The organism is Streptomyces anatolicus (assembly GCF_019400875.1).
GTDB classification, from domain to species: Bacteria; Actinomycetota; Actinomycetes; order Streptomycetales; family Streptomycetaceae; genus Streptomyces; species Streptomyces anatolicus.
In genome coordinates, this window is sequence record NZ_WMBF01000018.1 from 1 (window position 1) to 19,386 (window position 19,386).

The 19,386-nt window shown below is 68.8% G+C and carries 21 protein-coding genes; 17 read left to right on the forward strand and 4 right to left on the reverse strand.

Annotated features, from left to right (window positions below):
- From GKQ77_RS03815 to GKQ77_RS03830, 4 genes are all read right to left on the reverse strand, one after another.
- Positions 1-658, reverse strand: a 658-nt coding sequence (locus GKQ77_RS03815; protein WP_219687248.1) for a serine hydrolase domain-containing protein, incomplete at its 3' end; no start/stop codon positions are given.
- 16 nt (positions 659-674) lie between these two features.
- Positions 675-1,856: an MAB_1171c family putative transporter gene (locus GKQ77_RS03820; protein ID WP_219687249.1), complete on the reverse strand. Its 1,182-nt coding sequence runs from the start codon at positions 1,854-1,856 to the stop codon at positions 675-677.
- Positions 1,853-2,323 carry a toxin gene (locus GKQ77_RS03825; protein ID WP_219687251.1) on the reverse strand — a complete coding sequence of 157 codons (471 nt, stop codon included), beginning with the start codon at positions 2,321-2,323 and terminating at the stop codon, positions 1,853-1,855. Before GKQ77_RS03825 ends, GKQ77_RS03820 begins: the two co-directional genes overlap by 4 nt.
- Before the next feature lie 193 nt (positions 2,324-2,516).
- The gene (locus tag GKQ77_RS03830; protein WP_219687252.1) at positions 2,517-2,942 is read right to left on the reverse strand and encodes a helix-turn-helix domain-containing protein; all 426 of its coding nucleotides are present in this window, start codon (positions 2,940-2,942) and stop codon (positions 2,517-2,519) included.
- Between the two features lie 407 nt (positions 2,943-3,349).
- On the opposite strand from GKQ77_RS03830, the gene GKQ77_RS03835 reads away from it, so the two are divergent.
- From GKQ77_RS03835 to GKQ77_RS03915, 17 genes are all read left to right on the forward strand, one after another.
- Positions 3,350-4,333, forward strand: coding sequence for a ParB/RepB/Spo0J family partition protein (locus GKQ77_RS03835; protein ID WP_219687254.1), 984 nt, complete (start codon positions 3,350-3,352; stop codon positions 4,331-4,333).
- Between the two features lie 159 nt (positions 4,334-4,492).
- Positions 4,493-5,746 (forward strand): aspartate kinase, encoded by a 1,254-nt coding sequence (locus tag GKQ77_RS03840; protein ID WP_219687256.1) that lies wholly within the window; start codon positions 4,493-4,495, stop codon positions 5,744-5,746.
- 2 nt (positions 5,747-5,748) lie between these two features.
- The gene (locus GKQ77_RS03845; RefSeq protein ID WP_219687257.1) at positions 5,749-7,071 is read left to right on the forward strand and encodes an APC family permease; all 1,323 of its coding nucleotides are present in this window, start codon (positions 5,749-5,751) and stop codon (positions 7,069-7,071) included.
- A complete protein-coding gene (locus GKQ77_RS03850) occupies positions 7,068-8,384 on the forward strand; it encodes a homoserine dehydrogenase (protein ID WP_219687259.1) in 1,317 nt (438 codons plus the stop codon). The genes GKQ77_RS03845 and GKQ77_RS03850 overlap by 4 nt, the downstream gene beginning before the upstream one ends.
- Before the next feature lie 32 nt (positions 8,385-8,416).
- Entirely contained in the window at positions 8,417-8,866 is a 450-nt protein-coding gene (locus tag GKQ77_RS03855; protein ID WP_219687261.1) for a hypothetical protein, read from the forward strand.
- 150 nt (positions 8,867-9,016) lie between these two features.
- On the forward strand, positions 9,017-9,568 hold the full coding sequence (locus tag GKQ77_RS03860) for a thiamine pyrophosphate-binding protein (RefSeq protein WP_219687262.1): 552 nt from the start codon (positions 9,017-9,019) through the stop codon (positions 9,566-9,568).
- A 2-nt stretch (positions 9,569-9,570) separates the two neighbouring features.
- Positions 9,571-10,143: a thiamine pyrophosphate-dependent enzyme gene (locus tag GKQ77_RS03865; RefSeq protein ID WP_219687264.1), complete on the forward strand. Its 573-nt coding sequence runs from the start codon at positions 9,571-9,573 to the stop codon at positions 10,141-10,143.
- Positions 10,140-11,147 (forward strand): hydroxymethylglutaryl-CoA lyase-like TIM-barrel protein, encoded by a 1,008-nt coding sequence (locus GKQ77_RS03870; protein WP_219687266.1) that lies wholly within the window; start codon positions 10,140-10,142, stop codon positions 11,145-11,147. The genes GKQ77_RS03865 and GKQ77_RS03870 overlap by 4 nt, the downstream gene beginning before the upstream one ends.
- Positions 11,144-12,061: an isocitrate lyase/phosphoenolpyruvate mutase family protein gene (locus tag GKQ77_RS03875; protein WP_219687268.1), complete on the forward strand. Its 918-nt coding sequence runs from the start codon at positions 11,144-11,146 to the stop codon at positions 12,059-12,061. The genes GKQ77_RS03870 and GKQ77_RS03875 overlap by 4 nt, the downstream gene beginning before the upstream one ends.
- A complete protein-coding gene (locus tag GKQ77_RS03880) occupies positions 12,058-13,209 on the forward strand; it encodes a hypothetical protein (RefSeq protein ID WP_219687275.1) in 1,152 nt (383 codons plus the stop codon). Before GKQ77_RS03875 ends, GKQ77_RS03880 begins: the two co-directional genes overlap by 4 nt.
- Positions 13,206-13,634 (forward strand): YjbQ family protein, encoded by a 429-nt coding sequence (locus GKQ77_RS03885; RefSeq protein WP_219687276.1) that lies wholly within the window; start codon positions 13,206-13,208, stop codon positions 13,632-13,634. The genes GKQ77_RS03880 and GKQ77_RS03885 overlap by 4 nt, the downstream gene beginning before the upstream one ends.
- Positions 13,631-14,785: a pyridoxal-phosphate-dependent aminotransferase family protein gene (locus GKQ77_RS03890; RefSeq protein ID WP_219687277.1), complete on the forward strand. Its 1,155-nt coding sequence runs from the start codon at positions 13,631-13,633 to the stop codon at positions 14,783-14,785. Before GKQ77_RS03885 ends, GKQ77_RS03890 begins: the two co-directional genes overlap by 4 nt.
- A gap of 4 nt (positions 14,786-14,789) precedes the next feature.
- A complete protein-coding gene (locus tag GKQ77_RS03895; RefSeq protein ID WP_219687278.1) occupies positions 14,790-15,080 on the forward strand; it encodes a glutaredoxin domain-containing protein in 291 nt (96 codons plus the stop codon).
- Positions 15,077-16,300, forward strand: coding sequence for an ATP-grasp domain-containing protein (locus GKQ77_RS03900; RefSeq protein WP_219687279.1), 1,224 nt, complete (start codon positions 15,077-15,079; stop codon positions 16,298-16,300). Before GKQ77_RS03895 ends, GKQ77_RS03900 begins: the two co-directional genes overlap by 4 nt.
- Before the next feature lie 3 nt (positions 16,301-16,303).
- The gene (locus tag GKQ77_RS03905) at positions 16,304-16,963 is read left to right on the forward strand and encodes a metallophosphoesterase family protein (protein WP_219687280.1); all 660 of its coding nucleotides are present in this window, start codon (positions 16,304-16,306) and stop codon (positions 16,961-16,963) included.
- The gene (locus tag GKQ77_RS03910; protein ID WP_219687281.1) at positions 16,960-18,108 is read left to right on the forward strand and encodes an ATP-grasp domain-containing protein; all 1,149 of its coding nucleotides are present in this window, start codon (positions 16,960-16,962) and stop codon (positions 18,106-18,108) included. Before GKQ77_RS03905 ends, GKQ77_RS03910 begins: the two co-directional genes overlap by 4 nt.
- Entirely contained in the window at positions 18,084-19,337 is a 1,254-nt protein-coding gene (locus GKQ77_RS03915) for an MFS transporter (protein WP_219687282.1), read from the forward strand. The genes GKQ77_RS03910 and GKQ77_RS03915 overlap by 25 nt, the downstream gene beginning before the upstream one ends.
- Positions 19,338-19,386: the final 49 nt, after the last annotated feature.

Sequence of the window (19,386 nt, forward strand, 5' to 3'; positions counted from 1 at the left end):
GGTTGGCGGCAGGCGGGGGACCGAGGGCGGGGATGACGTCGGAGACACGGTGGTCGTTCTCGGCCGGGAGGCCGATGTGGAAATCGGCGTTCAGTGGGGCGGCGATCTGGTCGGCGAAGAACATGCCGATGGACTGCCGGGAAATGCGGCGGACGACCTCACCGAGCAGGAAACCATGGGTGAAGCGATGGTAGCCGGATGCCGTTCCCGGTTCCCAGCGCGGGGATTGGCGGGCCAGCAGGGTGGTGGCCTTCTCCCAGTCGCACAGGTCGTCGAGGGTCATGGGCCGGTCCCAGTCGGGGAGGCCGGCGGTGTGACTGAGCAGGTGCCGGATCAGGATGCGGTCTTTCCCCGCGCTGCCGAACTCGGGCCAGTATTTTTCGACCGGCGCGGACAGGTCCAGTTCACCGCGGTCGGCGAGGAGAAGACCGCACAGTGCGGTCATCGTCTTCGTGGTGGACCACACGTTGGTGAGGGTGTCGCGCCGCCATGGCCGCGTACGGGCCTGGTCGGTGTGGCCACCCCACAAGTCGACGACAGGTTCACCGTCGAGGTAGACCGCCACCGAGGCGCCGATATCCGCTCCGCTGCGCAAGGAGTCCTCCAACGCCTCCCGCACCGCGCTGAACCGATCGCTGCAGCTGCCGTGAACTTCCATGGAAGATAGTCCGATCTCAGTGTGGTGCTGTGGGGCGCTCAAGACGGGCGGCGAGTTCGCGGATCCGGGGTGTGGTGTCCGCCTTGGAGACTCTGCGCAGGAATTCGATCTCGCCCGGCAGGTCCGCACCGCCGAGGACCGGGACGGTCAGATCACCGCGGTGTGGCGGCGCCCCGCCCGCCTTGGCGCGTCGCGCTATGCGCAACCAGCAGGCGGTGACGCGGGGATCGGCATCGGCGGGGGGCGAGCTTTCGTCCTCAAGGTGGGCGCGCACCTCGTCCAGCACCGGCTGGGGGACGTAGGCGCGCAGGTCGAGGATCGCGTCACGGATCTCGATGACGGTCCGGTAGAGGCGTAGGTCCAGCGGAGAGTCGGAGTACCTCAGAAACCCGAGGCCGGGCCGGCGAGCGGGTGCCAGCCGGACGTCGGGCACCGCTTCGACCAGGTCACGCCAGAGCGGCCGCAGCTGCCACAGGACCCGGACGCGTTGGAGCGTCAGGGCCGCCATGGCCCCGAGGGGAACGCAGATCGCACTCGCTCGTGCCAGGGCATAACAACCGAGCAGAAGAGGAGCGAGGGACGGGATCCACGAGTAGCGAGCTCCGAGGTATGCGCAGTGGAGAAGCCAGTAGGACCCGGCGAAGACCGCACCGAGGCCGAAGAGCCGCAATCCGACACGCAGGGCGAAGTCCGGGCTCGCCCGGCTGTACCACCAGCAGGCGAGCGCGCACACCACGTTGGTGCTGAGGTTGATGGCGATGAGAACGGCCCAGTACGTGGCGGATGGTGCGGGGGCGCCAGAGGGAGGGATCGTGTGCGACAGATGTGGTACCGCGGTGAGGTCCAGCCAGGTGAGCACGGTCATCCCGACCGCGGCCAGGCCGTAGAGGGGGTAGGTGTGACGGCCACGAAACGCCAGGAACACGAAGTCCAGCACCGCGGCGGAGGTGAGAACGCCGAGCAGATTGCGCGCCAGCGCGGTGAGATGCGTGGGCCCGGTGGCCTGGTACACGAGGTCGTTGACCCAGGGCAGATGCAGCGTGAGCGCGGCTGCCGCGCCGAGGACCGCCAGCCAGAGGGAGCGTTGCTCGCTCGAACGCATGGCGGTCGGGGCCCGTAGCACCAACGCCAGCCACATGCAGGCGACGCCGACCGACTCCAGGTTGATCCCGAAGCTCCGTAAATCGCCGAGGGTCACAGCTGGTGTCGCCTTCGGGTGATGCCCAGTGCCCCGCTCAGTGCCCCCAGCCCGGGCGCGGTTACCGGGGGTGCGGTCAGTCCGCTGTTCCGTGTGGTGAGGATCAGACTCGCCACCATCTCGGCTTCTCGCTCCTGGGTGTCGGAGTAGTTCGTGCGCCCCAAAATATCGCGGACGAGTTTCGGGTCGAGGTCGGGGAAGACCAGCCGGGCGGTCGCGTCGTCCAGGGACGAGCTGCTGCGGTGGCCGCAGATCATGTGCGCCAGCTCATGCACGATGATGTGCTCCTGATGAGGCCGCGTGGTCCTGGCCTCGAACACGATGAAGTCGGCCTGGTCCGAGGCTATCCAGAGGCCGCACGGCTGTGCGGCCCGCATGGCGATGGGGAGCAGATGGATGGGGCGGCCGCGCCGCTCACCCAGACAGGCGCACAACTCCGCGATGTCGCCCGACGCGGGAAGCGCCAAGGCTGTCAGACGGGCCTCACAATCGCGGCGTAAGCGGGCGAGGCTGCGACGCTGGTCTCGTCTCATACGAGGCGACACTGGAACGACTCCTCAGCGAGGAAAGGCCACGGACCGTACGGCGCACGGACGGTCGGCTCGTGGCCGGAATCCTTGCGCGACGGCGGCTTGGCGCATGTGTGGGGGGTGCGCATCGTCATCCCTCGACGGGTGGCAGCCCTTGAAGCTTCCTCACCTGATCCAGTACGGCTGTAATGGCTTCGAGGCTGTCCTGCTGCAGGCCCACCGCTCTCAGGGCGACCCCGCGGACGCCCGCCTGCTTCAGCATCTCAAGCCCCGCGAGCTGAGCATCGACTCGCTCCGCATGGTCAGGGTCGACGAAATAGGCCGCCGAGACGCCGAAGAACTCCGCGAGCGCTGCCAGCAGTTCCTGTGAGGGGTGGGCGCGAGAGCCGTTGCGAAGCGCTGACAGATAGGCACCGCTGACGCGTATCTGGGGATGTCGTTCCTTGATCTTCTCGGCGACCTCGTTGTTGGTCCACCGCCGCCCCTCGGGGAGGCTCTTGCGGAACAGGCCGTCCAGCCGCTCGGCAAGCGCCGATTCCCCTGGCACGTCAGTCATGCGTCCTCCTGTGGCCGAGCAGGCCCCATCTGCCGTCACTCAACGGGCAGTTGAAGTCCAGTGTGGCACTTCGTCTACTGGTTGACGAGCCTGTGTCGGCGTGGAAGCATACTGTGACGAAACCAGCAGATGGAAGGCTGGCCGGTGACAAGCGGCCTCCCGCGCAGAGACCTCCTGCGGTGACGCCTTCCGCTGCCCCGGTCCGTGGCCTGCCTGGATTGGCCTGTCAAACAGACAGACGTCGCCAGTCACTGCGATCGAAACGGAGTTCGAGGTGAGATCGGCACGATGAGTCGGCCCCTCAAGTCGCCCAAGACACCCACACAGTTAGCCGCCGAGGCGTGGATCCGCCTCCGGGGCACAAGCGGGTCATACGGCATCAACGGCCGTGAAAAGAAGGCCGGTTGATGGCCCTGTACCTCGCGTCGTCAGCCGGTCCGGGGCGACAGGTCACCCAGACCGTCCCCCTCAGCGTTCTCTTGCCGTCGGATTCCCCAAGGGTCGCGGGGGAGGACGAAAAGCACATCGAGAGACTCGCCGGGCTGGACACACCGCTTCCGCCCATCCTCGTCCACCGGTCGACCATGCGTGTCATCGATGGCATGCACCGCCTGCGGGCCGCCGCGCTGAGAGGGATGGACCGCATCGCGGTCGAGTTCTTCGAGGGCGACGAGGAAGAGGCCTTCGTTCTGGCCGTGAAGCTGAACGCGGCCCATGGCCTCCCGCTCAGCCAGACCGACCGGGCCCACGCGGCCGCACGGATCATCGCCTCGCGCCCCCACTGGTCGGACCGGCGCATCGCCTCCGTCACCGGCCTCGCCCCGGGCAGCATCGCGGCTCTGCGCACGCGTTCAACTGAACAGAACAAGCAGTTGAAAAAACGAGTGGGCCGGGATGGGCGCCTACGGCCCCTCAACCCGACCGAGGGCCGCATGCGCGCGAGCCGGCTGCTCGACGCCAAGCCCAGCAGCACTCTGAAGGAGATCGCCGAAGCGGCTGGGATCAGCGCCGCCACGGCGAAGGACGTGCGTGACAGGGTGCGCGCCGGCAAGGACCCGCTGCCACCAAGGCTGCGGCGCGATGCCGGGACCCGACAAGGGCCACCAGAACCGGTCACTCCGTCACCGCGTACGCCTCAGCACATGCGGCAAGCCGCATCAGCCGGTGGCGAGAGCGCACTGGTGAGTCTCCACCGGGACCCCTCGATGCGCACAGACGCGGGGCGGGCCCTGCTGCAACTACTGCAGGCGCACTCCATCCGGGACGAGGGCAGGCTGCACTGGCTGGCCGAGAGCGTGCCGGCGCATCGCAGAGCCGCGATGGCGCAGGCCGCTCGGGCCTGCGCCGAACGCTGGCTTCGGCTTGCGAAAGTGATCGAAGCCGACTCCTGACGCCCTCGACCCGCACTCCGTAATGCAATTTATTGACAGGTAGGAATGCGAAACCCTACCGTCTTTCCGCGTGCCTTCTCGGCATGTGAGTGGCGAAATAGAATCCCACGAAGCTCTCCGCAAGGTCCGCACGGCCATGATGCCGAATGGAGTAAGTGAGTGCTGATCGTCCAGAAGTACGGTGGGTCGTCCCTGCAGGACCCGGGCCGCATGAAGCAGGTCGCCAAGCGAATACTGCATTTACATGGAAGCGGCCATGAAGTCGTGGTGGTCTGCTCGGCCATGGGTGACACCAGCGATGAACTGATCGACTTGGCGGGAAAGGTGAGCAGCGACCCGTCGGCGCGTGAAATGGATATGCTCCTCACCTCCGGAGAACGCATGTCCAACGCGCTGATGGCCATGGCCATACATGAATTGGAAGGAGCTGCCTTCTCCCTGTCCGGGGCGCAGGCCGGAATATTCACCGACGCTTCCCACGGCCGGGCCCGCATCGTCGAGGTGGTGCCGAGCCGAGTCCGCCAGATCCTGGACCAAGGGGCAATCGCGCTGGTCGCGGGGTTCCAAGGAGTGAGCAGGGACACCAACGACACGACGACCCTCGGGCGCGGCGGCTCGGATGTGACGGCGGTCGCGCTGGCCGCCGCGCTGAAGGCCGATATCTGCGAAATCTATACGGACGTGGACGGTGTGTTCTCCGCCGATCCCCGTATCGTCGGCAGTGCGAGACTCCTGGAGACTGTCAGCTACGCGGAAATGCTGGAAATGTCAGCCACCGGGGCCAAGGTGCTCATGTCCCGCTGCGTGGAGTACGCCCGCCGCCACGACGTGAGCATCCGTGTCCGCTCTTCGTTCACCGATCATCCGGGAACGCTCGTCTCGAATTCGATGGAGGATGTTTCCGTGGAGGCCTCTCGTGTCACCGGCGTGACCCATACCAAGTCCATTGCGCAGATCACTCTGGAGCATATTCCCGCAGAGCCTTCGGTGGTCGCGCACATCTTCGACGTGCTGGCCGGCGCCGCCATACCTATCGATATGCTCCAGAACATCTGCGCCCCGTTGAGACCCGAATTCAGTTTCACCGTCGCGAGTGAGGACGGCCAGCGGACCTGCGCACTCCTGGAGGAGCACCGCGCCCGTATCGGTTATGGCCCGGTGCGGTGCGACGGCGGAGTCGGCCAGGTCTCGCTCGTCGGAGCCGGCATCCGCAGCGAGCCCGGCATCGTGGCGACGCTCTGCAGGACGCTGGCCGGCATCGGCATCGAAGTCCAGTTGATCTCGGCGTCGGAGATCCGGGTCTCGGCGCTGTGCCGCGCCGACCAACTACACGCGGCGGTACGCGCGTTGCACCGGAGCTTCGGCCTCGACAGCGACGTCCCGGCGGTCGTCTACGCGGGGACCGGGCGCTGACCATGACACCCGATGGCACGGGATCCGGCACGCTCACCCGCCCTTCCCCCACCTCTCCCGTTCCGTTACAGCCGGGCATCGGCATCGGTGAGGGAACGGCGCTCTACGTCGGCGCGGTACTCGGGGGCGGGCTGCTGGCTCTCCCCGCACTCGCCGCACGAGTCGCAGGCCCCGCTTCGCTGATCGCCTGGACACTCATCGTCCTGCTCTGCGTCCCGGTGGCCAGCGCCTTCACGGCGCTGGGCACGCGCTACCCGGACGGGGGCGGAATCGCCACCTTCGTCACCAAGGCCTTCGGAAGCCGAGCGGCCACACCGGTCGGCTGGAGCTTCTACTTCACGGTACCCGTGGCGAACTGCTGCGCCGCCTTCATCGGCGGCGAGTACGTCGCCGGTGCCCTCGGGGGCGGTCGCGCCACCGCCATGGCGTCGGCCGCCGTGATCCTCATGGTCGCTTACGGCAGCAACTGGTACGGGCTCCGCATGTCCGGGCGGATGCAGTTGGCGATGGTCGGGCTGCTCATGCTCGTCCTGCTGACGGCGGTTCTCACCGCCCTGCCGCAGACCCGCGCGGAGCACCTGGAGCCGTTCGCTCCGCACGGGTGGTTCGCGGTGGGCGGGGCCGTGACGCTGCTCTTCTACTCCTTCGCCGGGTGGGAGGCCGTCACCCATCTCTCCGGCGAGTTCTCCGACCCCAAGCGGCAACTGCCCAGGATCACGGCGTTCTCCGTCGGTGTCGTCGCCTTGGTGTACCTCGGTCTCGCCTTCGCCTGCATCGGTGTGCTCGGTCCCGCCATGAACGGTTCGGCGGTTCCCCTGACGATGCTCATGCAGCGTGGCATCGGTGACGCGGCACAGGCCCTCACCGTCACAGTGGCGGTCCTGCTCTCCTTCGGCACGGTGAACGCCTTCGCCGCGAGCGGAGCGCGGCTCGGCGCCGCGCTGGGACGTGACGGGAGCCTGCCCAAGTGGTTCGCCAAGGGCAGCGCCGCAGGTGAGGTGCCCCGGCGCAGCCTCGCCGTACTGGCCGTGATCTGCGCGCTGGTCATGCTGGTCCTCTCGGTCGCGCCGGTCGGTGTCGAGTCGCTGATGACAGCGGCGTCCGTCCTGTTCGTCACGGTGTACGTGGCCGGTCTGGCCGCGGCGGTGCGGCTGCTTCGGCGGATGACCGCGGCCTGGTGCGGCGCCGTGATCGGGCTGATCGCGTTGGTCGGTTCCCTCGCGTTCTTCCGCTACTTCCTCATCCTGCCCGTGCTGTTGGTCGCGTTCGCCGAAGCATTTCGGCTGTTCCAGCGGCGCCGTGCCATCGAAAGGACAACGCCATGAACACCCGGCCTCTGAAAGCAGCCGTACTGGGATGCGGAGTCGTGGGCACGGAGGTCGTACGACGGCTGCACGAGACCCGTGCGGCGCTGGCCGACCGCGTCGGCGCGCCCATCGACATCGCGGGCATCGCGGTACGGGACCTGGAGCGGCCCAGAGACCTCGGCGTCGATCCGGCGTTATTGACCAACGACCCGCTGGAGCTGGTGAAACGCGACGACGTCGACATCGTCGTCGAGCTGCTCGGCGGCATCGAGCCGGCCCGCTCGCTGATCGTCGCGGCGATGGAGCACGGTGCCTCGGTGGTGAGTGCCAACAAAGCGCTCCTCGGCGAGTACGGATCCGTTCTGCACGAGACCGCCGCGCGGCACGGAGTCGACCTGTTCTACGAGGCTTCCGTGGCCGCGGCGATACCCCTGCTGCGTCCGCTGCGCGACTCGCTCGGCGGTGACGACGTCACACGCGTGGCCGGCATCATCAACGGAACCACCAACTACATCCTGGACCGCATGACGGAGACGGGCGGCGAGTTCGACGCGGCGCTGCGCGAGGCCGTCGAGCGCGGGTACGCGGAAGCCGACCCCACCGCCGACGTCGAGGGGACGGACGCGGCGGCCAAGGCCGTGATCCTCGCCTCGCTCGCCTTCCACACCTGGATTTCCCCGGCGGACGTGTACCGCGAGGGCATCACCGGGGTGACGGCGGAGGACGTGGCCGACGCCGGACGCCAGGACTGCGTCGTCAAGTTGATCGCCATCCTGGAAAGGGCAGGCGGGCAGCACGGGATCCAGGCCCGGGTGCATCCGGCGATGGTGCCGCGCACGCATCCGCTCGCCGATGTGAAAGGCGCGGACAACGCCGTGGTCGTCCAGGCGGCAGGCGCGGGCCAGTTGCTGTTCCGTGGCGCGGGCGCGGGGGGCATCCCCACGGCGAGCGCGGTCGTCGGGGACGTGGTGACGGCCGCGAGGAAGAGACTGCTCGGGCACCAGGAGACGTTCACGCGGGCCACCGCCACGGGCCGGGGAATTCCGATGCGGGAGCTGCGCAGCCGGTTCCACCTCTCGGTACGCGTCCGCGATTCCACCGCGGCACTAGATGACATCGCCTCCGCGCTGCGCATGAACGACGTCCGGGTCGACTCCGTACAACGGCGTCACACGGCGGAAACCGATACCTGGGTTCTGGTCACCGAAGAGTCCAGGGAGTCGGATCTCCTCTCCGTCGTGAATTCCATCGCCGCCCTGCCTTCGGTGGCTGGAAGACCGCGTTTCATGCGCATTCTCGAACCTGTTGCCCACAGTGCGGTGGTCGGCTAGTGGGCATTTCGGAACGGACTGTGGAGGGGTCAGTGGAGAGTGCGGTGGTGGACCCTTTCGCGCTCTATCGAATCGTGGACGCACATACCCCGGGCGCCCTCGCCATTCGGGAATCGGTGCTGCGCGGCACGCTTACGCTGTCCGCTCCGGCGGTGGCGATCGCCGTGGCCGGAGGAATGCGGTCCTGCTGGGACGAGGCATGCGAGGAACGGCATGCGTTTCTCGGCAGGAGGCTGTCCGCGTTCTGTGCACGGATCGATCTGGAGATAGGGGAGACGGAGCCGGAGTCAGCCGTCGAGGCCGGGCGTCTCTACGCGGCGTCGACCTCCATGCGCATCGAAGGCCCTGAGGTCCTCGCGGCCTGCCACGCTGCCCAGATGGCCTCGAAACGCGACTGCCAGCTGCTCACCGTGAGCCGCGCGGCCTACTGCTACCGGGCGGCCCACGCGGCCGGCGTCAAGGTGCTCGCGCGCACGGTCTGACCGGGGGGAATGAATCAGCATCGGTGAAGCGGCAATCCTCGCACCGCGGGATTGCCGCTTTGGCCTGCCCGAAATCGCTTGATTGCTTTTCTAGTTGCTTTCCTGATTGTTTACCTCGGAACCCCCTTGTGACCGCCTGGGGTTTGGGACATGCTTGAGTGGCGTTCAAGGGATTACGAGACGGGGGTTTCATCTGTGAATACCGCCACGCGGAGCAATGCGTCCGAAATCGTGATGCGGTCTCTGTTCAGCCATGGATTCACGAACTTCACCGGTGTCCCGTGCTCGTTGCTCAAGGGGATGTTCCGGATCCTTGAGGATCCTCGGAGTCCCGCCCGTTACGTGCCGGCGCCGAGAGAGGACAGCGCGGTCGGTGTCGCCTCCGGGCTGACGCTAGCCGGAGCCAAGACCGTTGTGCTCATGCAGAATTCCGGTCTCGGGTATTCGCTCAACGTCCTCACCTCGTTCACGCTCATCTACGACGTCCATCTGCCCCTGGTGGTGAGCTGGCGTGGGCACGATGGGAACGACGCGGTCGAGCATGACGTCATCGGGCGTGAACTGACGCACCTGCTCGACGTGTTCGACCTGCCGTGGACGGTCCTTGACCCCCAAGCGCCGCAGCAGTCCGTCGACGCCTTCCTGAAGCAGCTCGACAGCGGCCGGCGCACCGCGGTCCTCATCGTCAAGGAAGGCATCTGACCATGCTCGACATCCGTGACGCGATCAAGGCCGTGCGGACCCGCGAGCCGTCCGCGCTGTACGTGACGACGTGCGGCTACATCACCCGCGACGCGTACAACATCGACGACCGCGAGACCAACTTCTACCTCGTCGGCTCCATGGGCATGGCCGGGCCGATCGGTCTCGGTGTAGCCCTGGCCGACGTCGGCCGACGGGTGGTGGTGCTCGACGGGGACGGCTCGTTCGCCATGAACCTCGGCTGTCTCCCGATGATCGCGGAACACCGGCCGGACCTGCTGCACATCGTGCTGGACAACGGCGCCCACGAAAGCACCGGAGGACAGCGGACGGCGGCGCTCGGCGATCCGGTCGCCCTGGCCCTCGCCGCCGGATACGCCGCCGCCCACTCGGTGGACAGCGCCGAAGGGCTCGCGGCCCTCGACCTCACCGAGACCCCCGCGCTCGTGCACATCCGGTGCCTTCCCCGCACCCACGAGGCGGGCCACCGGGTGGCTCTGACCCCCCAGGAACTCGTCTCCCGCTTCCGAGCGGCGCTCGGGGTCCAGGCGGATGCCTTAAGGAGGACAGCGTGAAACCCGTACTACTTGACTGCACCCTGCGTGACGGGGGCAATCAGAACGACTGGCAGTTCACCCCCACCGACGTGCACACCGTCGTCAGCACGCTCGACGCGGCACGCGTCGACGTCATCGAAGTGGGCTACCGCGGGGGCTCCGGAAGCCGCGGCAGTTCGACCGCGGGGCCCACCGCGCACTGCACGCCCGAGTTCCTCGCCGCCCTGCCGCCCACGAGCCACGCCGAGCTGGCCGTCATGGTGGTCCCCACGGTCTGCCCCGTCGAGGCCATGGCCGACCTCCCGGACAGCCCCATCTCCATGGTCCGGGTCGCCGCGTACCCCTGGAACATCGACGGGGTACCGGAGTACGTCCGAGCGGCACGCTCCCTGGGCCTGCGTACCACCGTCAATCTGATGGCCGTGAGCTACGCCGACCTCGATCAGTTGGCCGAGATCGCGGCCAAGGTCCGCTCGGAGCTTCCCGACGTGATGTACGTGGCCGACTCGTTCGGCTCGCTCACGCCGGACGGGGTGCGCGAGCGCGTCGAGTTCCTCGCCGGTCGGCTGGACTGCCCGATCGGCATCCACGCGCACAACAACCTCGGGCTCGCCACCGCCAACGCGCTCGCCGCCATGGACGCCGGAGCGACCTGGCTCGACGCGTCGCTGTGCGCCATGGCCCGCGGGGCCGGCAACCTCGCGACAGAGCAGGCGGCCGCGTTCCTGACGGCGTGGTCCGCCTACGAGACGCACACCGATCTGCCCGCGGTCTGCGAGGCCGCCGAATACGTGGCCGAGCAGGTGCTGCCCCGCCCGATGACCGTACGCAGGGCGGAGATCGCGTCCGGCATCAACGACCACCACTACTACTACCAGGACCGCCTGGAGAAGGCCGCCGCCCGCTATGGACTGGACCCGTGGGAAGTGGGCCGCCGCATCGGCCTCGCCCGCCCGCGAAAGGTGCTCGACGACGTGACCGAGACCGTCTGCCAAGAGATGAGTGGAGGACTCCCCGCATGACCACCCACCAGCCGTCCGCCCCCATGGGTGCCGCACAGGCACTGCGGGCCTCCCTCAAGTCCCCCGGTCTGACGCGTGTCATGGGAGCCCACAACCCGTTGAGCGCACGCCTCGCCGAGGAGGCCGGATTCGACGCCGTCTGGTCCAGCGGCCTGGAGATCTCCGCCGCCGCGGGGGTGCCCGACGCCAACATCCTCGCGCTGCCCGAATGCCTCGAAGCGGCCGCCGGACTGGCGAACGCCGTGGCCCTGCCGGTGCTCGCGGACTGCGACTCCGGCTTCGGCAATGTCAACAACGTCATCCACATGGTGCAGACCTACGAGGCGCGCGGGCTCGCCGGAGTCTGCATCGAGGACAAGCAGTTCCCCAAGCTCAACAGCTTCGTCGAGGGAAATCAGGACCTCGCTCCGCTGGACGACTTCGCGGGCAAGATCAGAGCCGCGACCGAGATGCGCAAGGACCTCGTCGTCGTCGCCCGCCTGGAAGCGCTGATCTCCGGCAAGGGCATGGACGAGGCGCTGCGCCGGGCCGAGGTCTACGAACGCGCGGGCGCCGACGCACTGTTGATCCACTCGAAGCTGACCGAGCCGGACGAGGTCTTCGCCTTCCGGGAGGCGTACGACGGCGACCTTCCGGTGGTCGTCGTCCCCACCACGTACAACCAGGTCACGGTGGGTGAGCTGGAGGAGCGCGGCTTCGCCATGGCCATCTACGCCAACCAGGCGCTGCGCAGTTCGCTGCGCGCCATGCGGGAGACGCTGAGCAGGATCATGCGGGACGGCACCACGCGCCACGTGGAGGAGGAGCTGGCCTCGCTCAAGGAGATCTTCGACCTGCAGCGGGTCCCGCAGATGCTGGAGCGCCAGGCCAGGTACGAGGAGCTGGGCCGCGACCTCGCGGAGGCCGGGCGATGACCGCGTCGACCGGGACCGGGCTGCGCCACCTCACCTTCGAAGGCACCCGCCTGGACCTGGAGGTGGAGCCCGGCGCCGACATCAGCGAGGCGCTGGACTTCCTCGGGACCCATCTGGCCGCCGAGGTGTCCGGTGACAGCACCAACGGGAGCGACAGCCACAAGGGGAGTGACAGCACCAAGGGGAGCCCCGCCCTCGCCACCCTGCGCATCGCGGCCGCTCGGTCGGGCCGTCATGTGCCCCCGGCCGGCACGGAGTGGGAGGAGATCTACGTCCGCAAGAGCGCCAGCGAGTTCTTCACCGTCCCCGCCAGGCGCGCCGAGGCGCTCGGGCGCGAGTACCTGGAGTGCACCAAGACCGGCACCCGATTCGTGTTCGACCGCGCCGCACGCACCATCGACGTGGTGCTCGGCCCCGGCGGCGCCATGGACCTCGTCGAGCTGATCCGTGACCTCGTGCTCAAGGACCAGGAGAACCGCGGGGCAGCCGTGCTGCACGCGACAGCCGCGTACCGCGACGAGTCCGCCGTCCTGATCACCGGGGCGAAGGGCGCGGGCAAGAGCACGATCCTGCTGGAGCTGGTGGAGAAGTTCGGCTACCAGATCATGAGCGGCGACAAGACCGTGCTGCACGAGCAGGCCGACGGCTCGGTGCTCGCCTCGGGCTGGCCGGACTACCCGCATCTCGGGTACGGCACCATCGCCAAGTACCCCGGCCTGAAGGAGATCGCCGGGATCGCCGAGGGGTACGAACCCGCCGACGGCCACGCGTTCTCGCCGGTGGGCAAGTTCGCGGTGGATCCGGTCCGGTTCCGGGAGCGCTTCCCCAGCGCGCCCCGAGGGGTGCGGGTGCCCGTCGTCACGATCATCCATCCGTCGATCGGGCCCGGTGACCGTACCGTCCTGGAGGCCTGCACGGCCGCGCCGGACACACTCGCGGCCTCTCTCGACGCCCACGTGGAATCCGCGTTCGACGGCGCCAACGCGGGATGGCACCACTATCTGACGGACGCCCGCGCCGCCCAGTCCGACCGGCGGGGCCGGATCACGGCCGCTCTGGCGAAGGTCCCCGCGTGGCTGCTGACGGGGCCGGGCGATCTGACGGAGGACAACTTCCCCCTGCCCATCGCGGAGGGAAGCGTCGCGTGATCGAACTGACGATTCCCAGCACCGGCCTCAACTCCCACTACGACATCACCGATGAACTCACCGAGCGGTTGCGCGGGCACGGCACGGGTGACGGGCTCGCGGGTGTCTTCGCCCACGGAAGCACGGTCGGTCTCACCGTCATGCGCTACGAACCCGGCGCGGTGCAGGACCTGCTGCGGGCGCTGGAGCGGCTGGCGCCCGACGACGGCGACCGCTATCTGCACGAGCTGACCACCGGCGATCCCAACGGGTTCTCCCATCTGAAGTCGTCCCTGATCGGCACGAGTGTGCTGGTTCCCTTCCGCGGCGGGGAACTGGGCATGTCCGCCACCCACCGTGTGGTGCTGTTCGACTTCGACCTGAAACCGGCCACTCGCAGAGTCCTGATCGACCCGCCGCGCGCGGACAAGGAGGGAAACCGGTGAAACTGCGTCTGGCCACTCCAGGGCCGACAGAGGTGCCCCAGCGACTTCTGCTGGCCGGCGCCCGGGAGATCATCCATCACCGTTCGCCGGAGATGGAAGCGCTGATCCGCGAGATCAACGAGGGGCTGCCGCCGCTCTTCGGCACCGACCACCCCGTCTACACCATCGCCACATCCGGCACCGGCGCCATGGAGGCGGCCGTCGCCAACTGCTTCTCCGCCACGGACGAAGTCCTCGTCGTCTCGAACGGCTACTTCGGGGAGCGCTTCCAGGCGATCTGCCGGAACTACGGGCTCACCGTGCACGTGGTGGAGAGCGAGTGGGGCACCAGCGTCGACCCCCAGCGGGTGGCCAAGGCCTACGCCCAACACCCGGGGATCCGGGGCGTGTTCGTGGTCTACAGCGAGACCTCCACCGGCGCCCTGAACGATGTCCAAGCCATCGGGCAGATCTTCCGTGACACCGATGTGGTCGTCGTGGTGGACGCCATCAGCGGCCTCCTGGCGCACCCCCTGCTGATGGACGAGTGGGGTCTCGATGTCGTGCTCGCGGCCTCGCACAAGGGGTTCATGCTCCCGCCGGGCCTCGCCTTCATCGCCCTTTCGGACAAGGCGTGGACGGCGGTGGAGCGTTCCTCGGGACCCACCTACTACTGGTCGTTCGAGCGGCTGCGCCACTTCTACCCCATGTCGTCCTCGTCGCCCGCGGTCTCGCTCCTGCTCGGCCTGCACGAGTCCTTGAAGATGCTCGCCGAGGAGGGGCTGCCGGCCTTCCAGAAGCGACACGCCGCCCTTGGCCGCGCGGCTGAACGGGCCCTGCTCGCACTTGGGTTCACCACGTTCATCCAGCCGCCGCACTCCCGCAGCCATGTCATCACCTCGGCGCTCGCGCCCGAGGGGATCGACACCTCCCAGCTGTTGAAGACCCTGTCCACCCAGTACGGCCTGACCATGACGGGAGGGCAGGCGCACCTCAAGGGCAAGCTGATCCGGGTCGGCCACGTGGGCGCCGCCGACGCCCTCGACCTGTGTGCGGTCTTCGGAGCCCTGGAGATGTCCCTGCTCGCACTCGGGCACCGCTTCACTCCGGGAATCGGTGTCGGCGAGGTCGTCCGTACCTTCCACGAATCCGTACCTTCCACGAAGAGGTGAAGTGATGCTCGTCCTGTTCCAGCGGGAGACCTGCCCCGACTGCAAACCCGTACGGGAACTGCTGACCGAACTCCAGATCTCGTACGTCAACGTCAACGTGCCCAAGCCGCGCGACGAACGGCACGAGCTGATCCGGGTGACCGGCAGCAAGTTCCTCCCCGCCTTGGTCGACGGCGCGACGGTGATCCCGGGCAAGCTGCGGGACAACTCCGATGTCGTCGCCTACCTCAAGGAGCGGTTCGGCGAGCCACGCGCCGCCACGGCGGGGGAGCGGCGGCCGGAGGCCGCGGCGTGAGCCATGGCTCCGGGCCGGTCGTCGCGGTGGTGGCCGGAACTCCTCAACTCGTGGAGGCGGCGCGCGCCTTGGGGGTACGTACGGTTTTCGTGCACGCCGCGGGTGGGCCCCGGCCGCGGACGGCGGACGTGGCCGACCACGCGGTCGCCGCGGACCTCGAGAACGACGAGGCGGTCCTCCAGGCACTGGCCCCGTTCCACGAGCGGTACCGACTGGCCCGCGTGCTGTCCCTGACCGAGCGAGGGCTGCTGCCCGCCGCCTCGGCGGCGCGGGCGCTCGGCGTGCCCGGGAACTCCCTGCACACCGTCCGCCTCCTTCAGGACAAGAGGCGGATGCGGGAACTCCTCGACACCCAAGGGCTCAGTCCGGTGCGCAGCCGGCCGCTCGCCTCGCCCCGCGAACTGGTCGACTTCTGCCGGGAGATCGGAGGGCCGGTGATCCTCAAACCGGCCGGTGGCTCTTCCAGCAAGGCGGTGGAACGAGTGGAGGGCCCCGGGGACGCGGAGGCCGCCTGGCGGCGGTTCACCGCGGCGGGCGGCGCCGATCCCCTGGCGGAGGAGTTCCTCGGCGGCCCTGAGATCAGCGTGGAGGGGTTCTCCCACCAGGGGCGGCACACGGTCGTCGCGGTCACCGACAAGCAGGTGCTGCCCTCGTTCGTGGAAGTCGGGCACACCATGCCCAGCGCGCTGCCGCCCGCGACCCTTGAGGAGGCCGTGAAGCTCACAGTGGCGTTCCTGGACGCCGTCGGCCTGCACGAGGGACCTTCCCACACCGAGGTGAAGGTGACCCGGCTCGGGCCCCGGATCATCGAGTCCCACAACCGCATCGGCGGGGACAAGATCCGTGAGCTGGTGCGCCGGGCGTACGGCATCGACCTGGTCGGTCTCACGGTGGGGTGCCCCCTCGGGCTGCTCCCCGCACCGCCTAACCCGCCGCCTGCCCGCGGCGGCGCCGCCATCCGCTTCCTGACCCCGGCACCCGGAACGGTCCGGCAGATCCGCACGCCGGACGCCGGCGACGCCTCGGCCGTGATCAGCCTCGACGTCGGTGTCGGCGAGGTGATCGGTCCGGTACGCAGCTCCCAGGACCGCGCGGGATACGTACTGACCGGCGGGACGGATGCGGCAGACGCGGCACGGCGCTGCGAGCGCCTCGCGGAACAGGTGCTGATCGAGGTGGATGCGGCCGGGCGGCCGGCGGACCGGCGGGTGAAGGGCTGACCGATGCGCTACGCCGTCGTCACCGACATCCACGGCGACACCGCCGCCCTGCGTGCGGCCCTGGCACACGTGCGTCGTCAGCAGGTGCGCCAGGTCATCTGTCTGGGCGACGTCCTCGAGTGCCACGTCGGCAAGCGGGATGTCGCGAGCCATACGTTCTCGCGCGTCGACGAGGTCTTCGACCAGGACCCCGAGCTTGTCGAGCTGTTGGAGGGCGCCCGGGTCGTCCGGGGAAACCAGGAGGAGCGCATCAGCGCGCTCGTACCGGCCCCGGCTCGTCCCGCGTGGGCAAGTCCCGTACTGGACGCCCCGTTGTCGTTCCACACGGAATTCGCCACGTACTGCCACGGCCATACGCTGCCGCCCTGGCAGGAGGTCGAGCCGGGCCTGTGGTGCCCTCTGGACGCCGACTTCACCGGACGGGCCCTCTTCCACGGCCACCACCACCGCAGCGCCCTGCACCGGCTGCCGGAGGCGGGGCGCGGGCGCGCCTGGGCCGACGTGGAGAGCGTCCCGGTGCGCTTCGGCGAAGCCGTACACCTCGCCCCGGACCGCCAGTACCTCGTCAACGTCGGCCCGGTGCGGGGGCCGAACCCGTCCTGGGCCGTCGTCGACGAGGCGGCGGCAACCGTCACTTACTACCGAATCGAGGTGCCCGGGTGACCCGGCAGGTCCTGCTGCTCAATTCCGACAAGCCGGAGGTGATGCGCACCTTGGCGAGCCGGACCGACCTGCGGGTCCGGGTGATCACCCGCAAGGCGTACGCCGGTCTCTACACCGAACACGAAAGCGCCCTCGTCGACAGCTTCGAAGACCTCTCGCAGGTGGAGCGCGCCGCGTACGAACTCGCCCGCGGCGGTCCGTTCGACCACGTCGTCGCCGCCACGGAGAAGAGCATCGTCGCCGCCGGACTCATCCGGTCCCTCCTTGACCTGCCCGGACCGACCTTCGACCAGTCCCTGTGGGCGGCCCACAAGTACGCCATGAAGAAGAAGCTGAGGTCCGCAGGGCTGCCGGTGGCGGACTTCGAACAGGCCGCGACCGTCGACGGGATCCCCGAAGCCGCACAGGCGCTCGGATGGCCGGTCATGGTCAAGCCGGTCCTCGGCTCCGGTTCCAAGTGCACCTACCGCCTCGATTCCCAGGAGGAATTCGACGTCCGGCGACGTGCGGGAGACCTCGACGACCTCGCGGGACGCGGTGTGCCGGTGCAGGTCGAAAGCGTGGTGCCGCTCCTGCGCGAGTACCACTGCGACGGCGTCGTACGTGGCGGGCGGGTCATGGCGTCTGCGGTCTCGCAGTACTTCACCCCGCCGCTGGTCACTCCGTCCGAGTACAACAGCAGCTGCTTCGTCGCGGAGGACAGTTCCTTCGCCAAGAGCGTTCTTGAACTGCACGCCCGTGTGGTCGAGGCCATCGAACTGTCGGACGGCGTGACCCACTTGGAGGTCTTCGAGACGGCCGAAGGGCCCGTGGTCGGCGAGGTGGCCATCAGGCCCGGGGGGCTCGGCATCTCCCGTATGTGGTGGCACGCCTTCGGCATCGACCTGTGGGAGGAGTTCGTACGGGCCGCCCTCCACGAGCCGACACAGCTCGCCCCCCGCCTCCAGGGCCGCACCCTCGGCCGTACGCAGCTGCCCGACCGGGAGGGCGTGCTGGAGCGGGTCCTCGCGCTGCCCGGCGTCATCGAGGCCCTACCGCCCTCGCGGAGCGGGACGGGCAACCTCGAAGTGCATTACACCGCCGACGACACCGAGGCGGCAGCGCGGCTCAACGAGCAGCTGTGCGCGCTCGGCGAACCGCGGTGATCCGCCTGCTGGCCGACAGGCTGCTGCCCGCCCCGGGAGCGCCGCGGCTGCTCGCCGCCTCATGGCTGATCAAGACGCTGGGAAGCGGTCTCTATCTGCCGACCAGCGTCCTGTTCTTCACCCGTGTGGCAGGCTTCTCCACCGGCCGGGTCGCCTTCGGGCTCACCCTCGCCGGCCTGATATCCCTCGCCGGGGCGGTACCCCTGGGCAGCCTGGCGGACCGTTACGGCCCGCGCCTCACCTACGGCGTCCTGCTCGCCGTGCAGTTCGTGACGATGGCGGGGCTCGCGCTCGTCCGCTCGTACGCGGTCTTCCTGGCGCTCATCATCGTCTTCACGCTGGCGGAACAGGGCAGCAGCGCGGCCCGCGGGGCGCTGATCGCCGCCGTCGGCGAAGGGGCCGAGCGCGTGCGGCTGCGGGCATATCTGCGGGTCGTGACCAATGTGGGGGTGGCCATCGGCGCGGGCCTCGCGGCCGTCGCCATCGGTGCGGGCACCACCACCGCCTACACCGTCCTGCTGCTGGGCACGGCCTTGACCTTTCTGGCTGCCGCGATCCCCTTGCGCTGGTTGGACGCGGACTCCGTCATGGGCGATGCGGAGATGCCGTCACCGTCACGCTGGCAGGTCTTCCGCGACGTGCGGTATCTGTGGGTCACGGTCCTCTGCGGTGTCCTCAGCCTGCAGGCGCAGGTGCTCTCCTTCGCCGTACCTCTCTGGGTCGTCGATCACACGTCCGCTCCCACGCTGACCGTCTCCGTCATCGTCGTGATCAACGCGGCCATGGTCATCCTGCTCCAGATCCGCGCCAGCCGCGGGGCGGAGGACAACACGCGCGCGGGCCGGCTGTGCCGACGCGCGGGGTTGAGCCTGCTGGCCGCGTGCGTGGTGGTCGTCTTCACGCATGCGACCTCGCCCTGGGCGGCCACGGTGTTGCTCACCGCCTTCGCGGTGCTGCTGACAGCGGGTGAACTCTGGACCTCCGCGGGGTCGTTCGGCCTCAGCTTCACTCTCGCTCCGGAGGGCGCGCACGGCCAGTACCAGGGCTTCTTCTCGCTCGGCCGTGGATTGGCGACGGCCATCGCCCCGTGGCTGCTGTCCACGCTGTGCCTGTCCGACGACGGCGGGCGCGGCTGGCTGGCGCTGGGCGCGCTGTTCGCCGTCGCGGGGGTGCTCATGCCGTTCGCCGTTCGCCGCTCTCCCGTGCGCGTCGTCGCCGACTCGGTGTGACAGATCCGCGAGCGTGCATGAGCCGAAGCGCTTCGACTCACCGTCTGGA

Coding starts and splice junctions, on each gene's coding strand:
- GKQ77_RS03830 (WP_219687252.1), bottom strand. CDS start 2,942: ATGACTGACGTGCCAGGGGAATCGGCGCTTGCCGAGCGGCTGGACGGC.
- GKQ77_RS03835 (WP_219687254.1), top strand. CDS start 3,350: ATGGCCCTGTACCTCGCGTCGTCAGCCGGTCCGGGGCGACAGGTCACC.
- GKQ77_RS03845 (WP_219687257.1), top strand. CDS start 5,749: ATGACACCCGATGGCACGGGATCCGGCACGCTCACCCGCCCTTCCCCC.
- GKQ77_RS03850 (WP_219687259.1), top strand. CDS start 7,068: ATGAACACCCGGCCTCTGAAAGCAGCCGTACTGGGATGCGGAGTCGTG.
- GKQ77_RS03860 (WP_219687262.1), top strand. CDS start 9,017: ATGCTTGAGTGGCGTTCAAGGGATTACGAGACGGGGGTTTCATCTGTG.
- GKQ77_RS03865 (WP_219687264.1), top strand. CDS start 9,571: ATGCTCGACATCCGTGACGCGATCAAGGCCGTGCGGACCCGCGAGCCG.
- GKQ77_RS03875 (WP_219687268.1), top strand. CDS start 11,144: ATGACCACCCACCAGCCGTCCGCCCCCATGGGTGCCGCACAGGCACTG.
- GKQ77_RS03880 (WP_219687275.1), top strand. CDS start 12,058: ATGACCGCGTCGACCGGGACCGGGCTGCGCCACCTCACCTTCGAAGGC.
- GKQ77_RS03895 (WP_219687278.1), top strand. CDS start 14,790: ATGCTCGTCCTGTTCCAGCGGGAGACCTGCCCCGACTGCAAACCCGTA.
- GKQ77_RS03905 (WP_219687280.1), top strand. CDS start 16,304: ATGCGCTACGCCGTCGTCACCGACATCCACGGCGACACCGCCGCCCTG.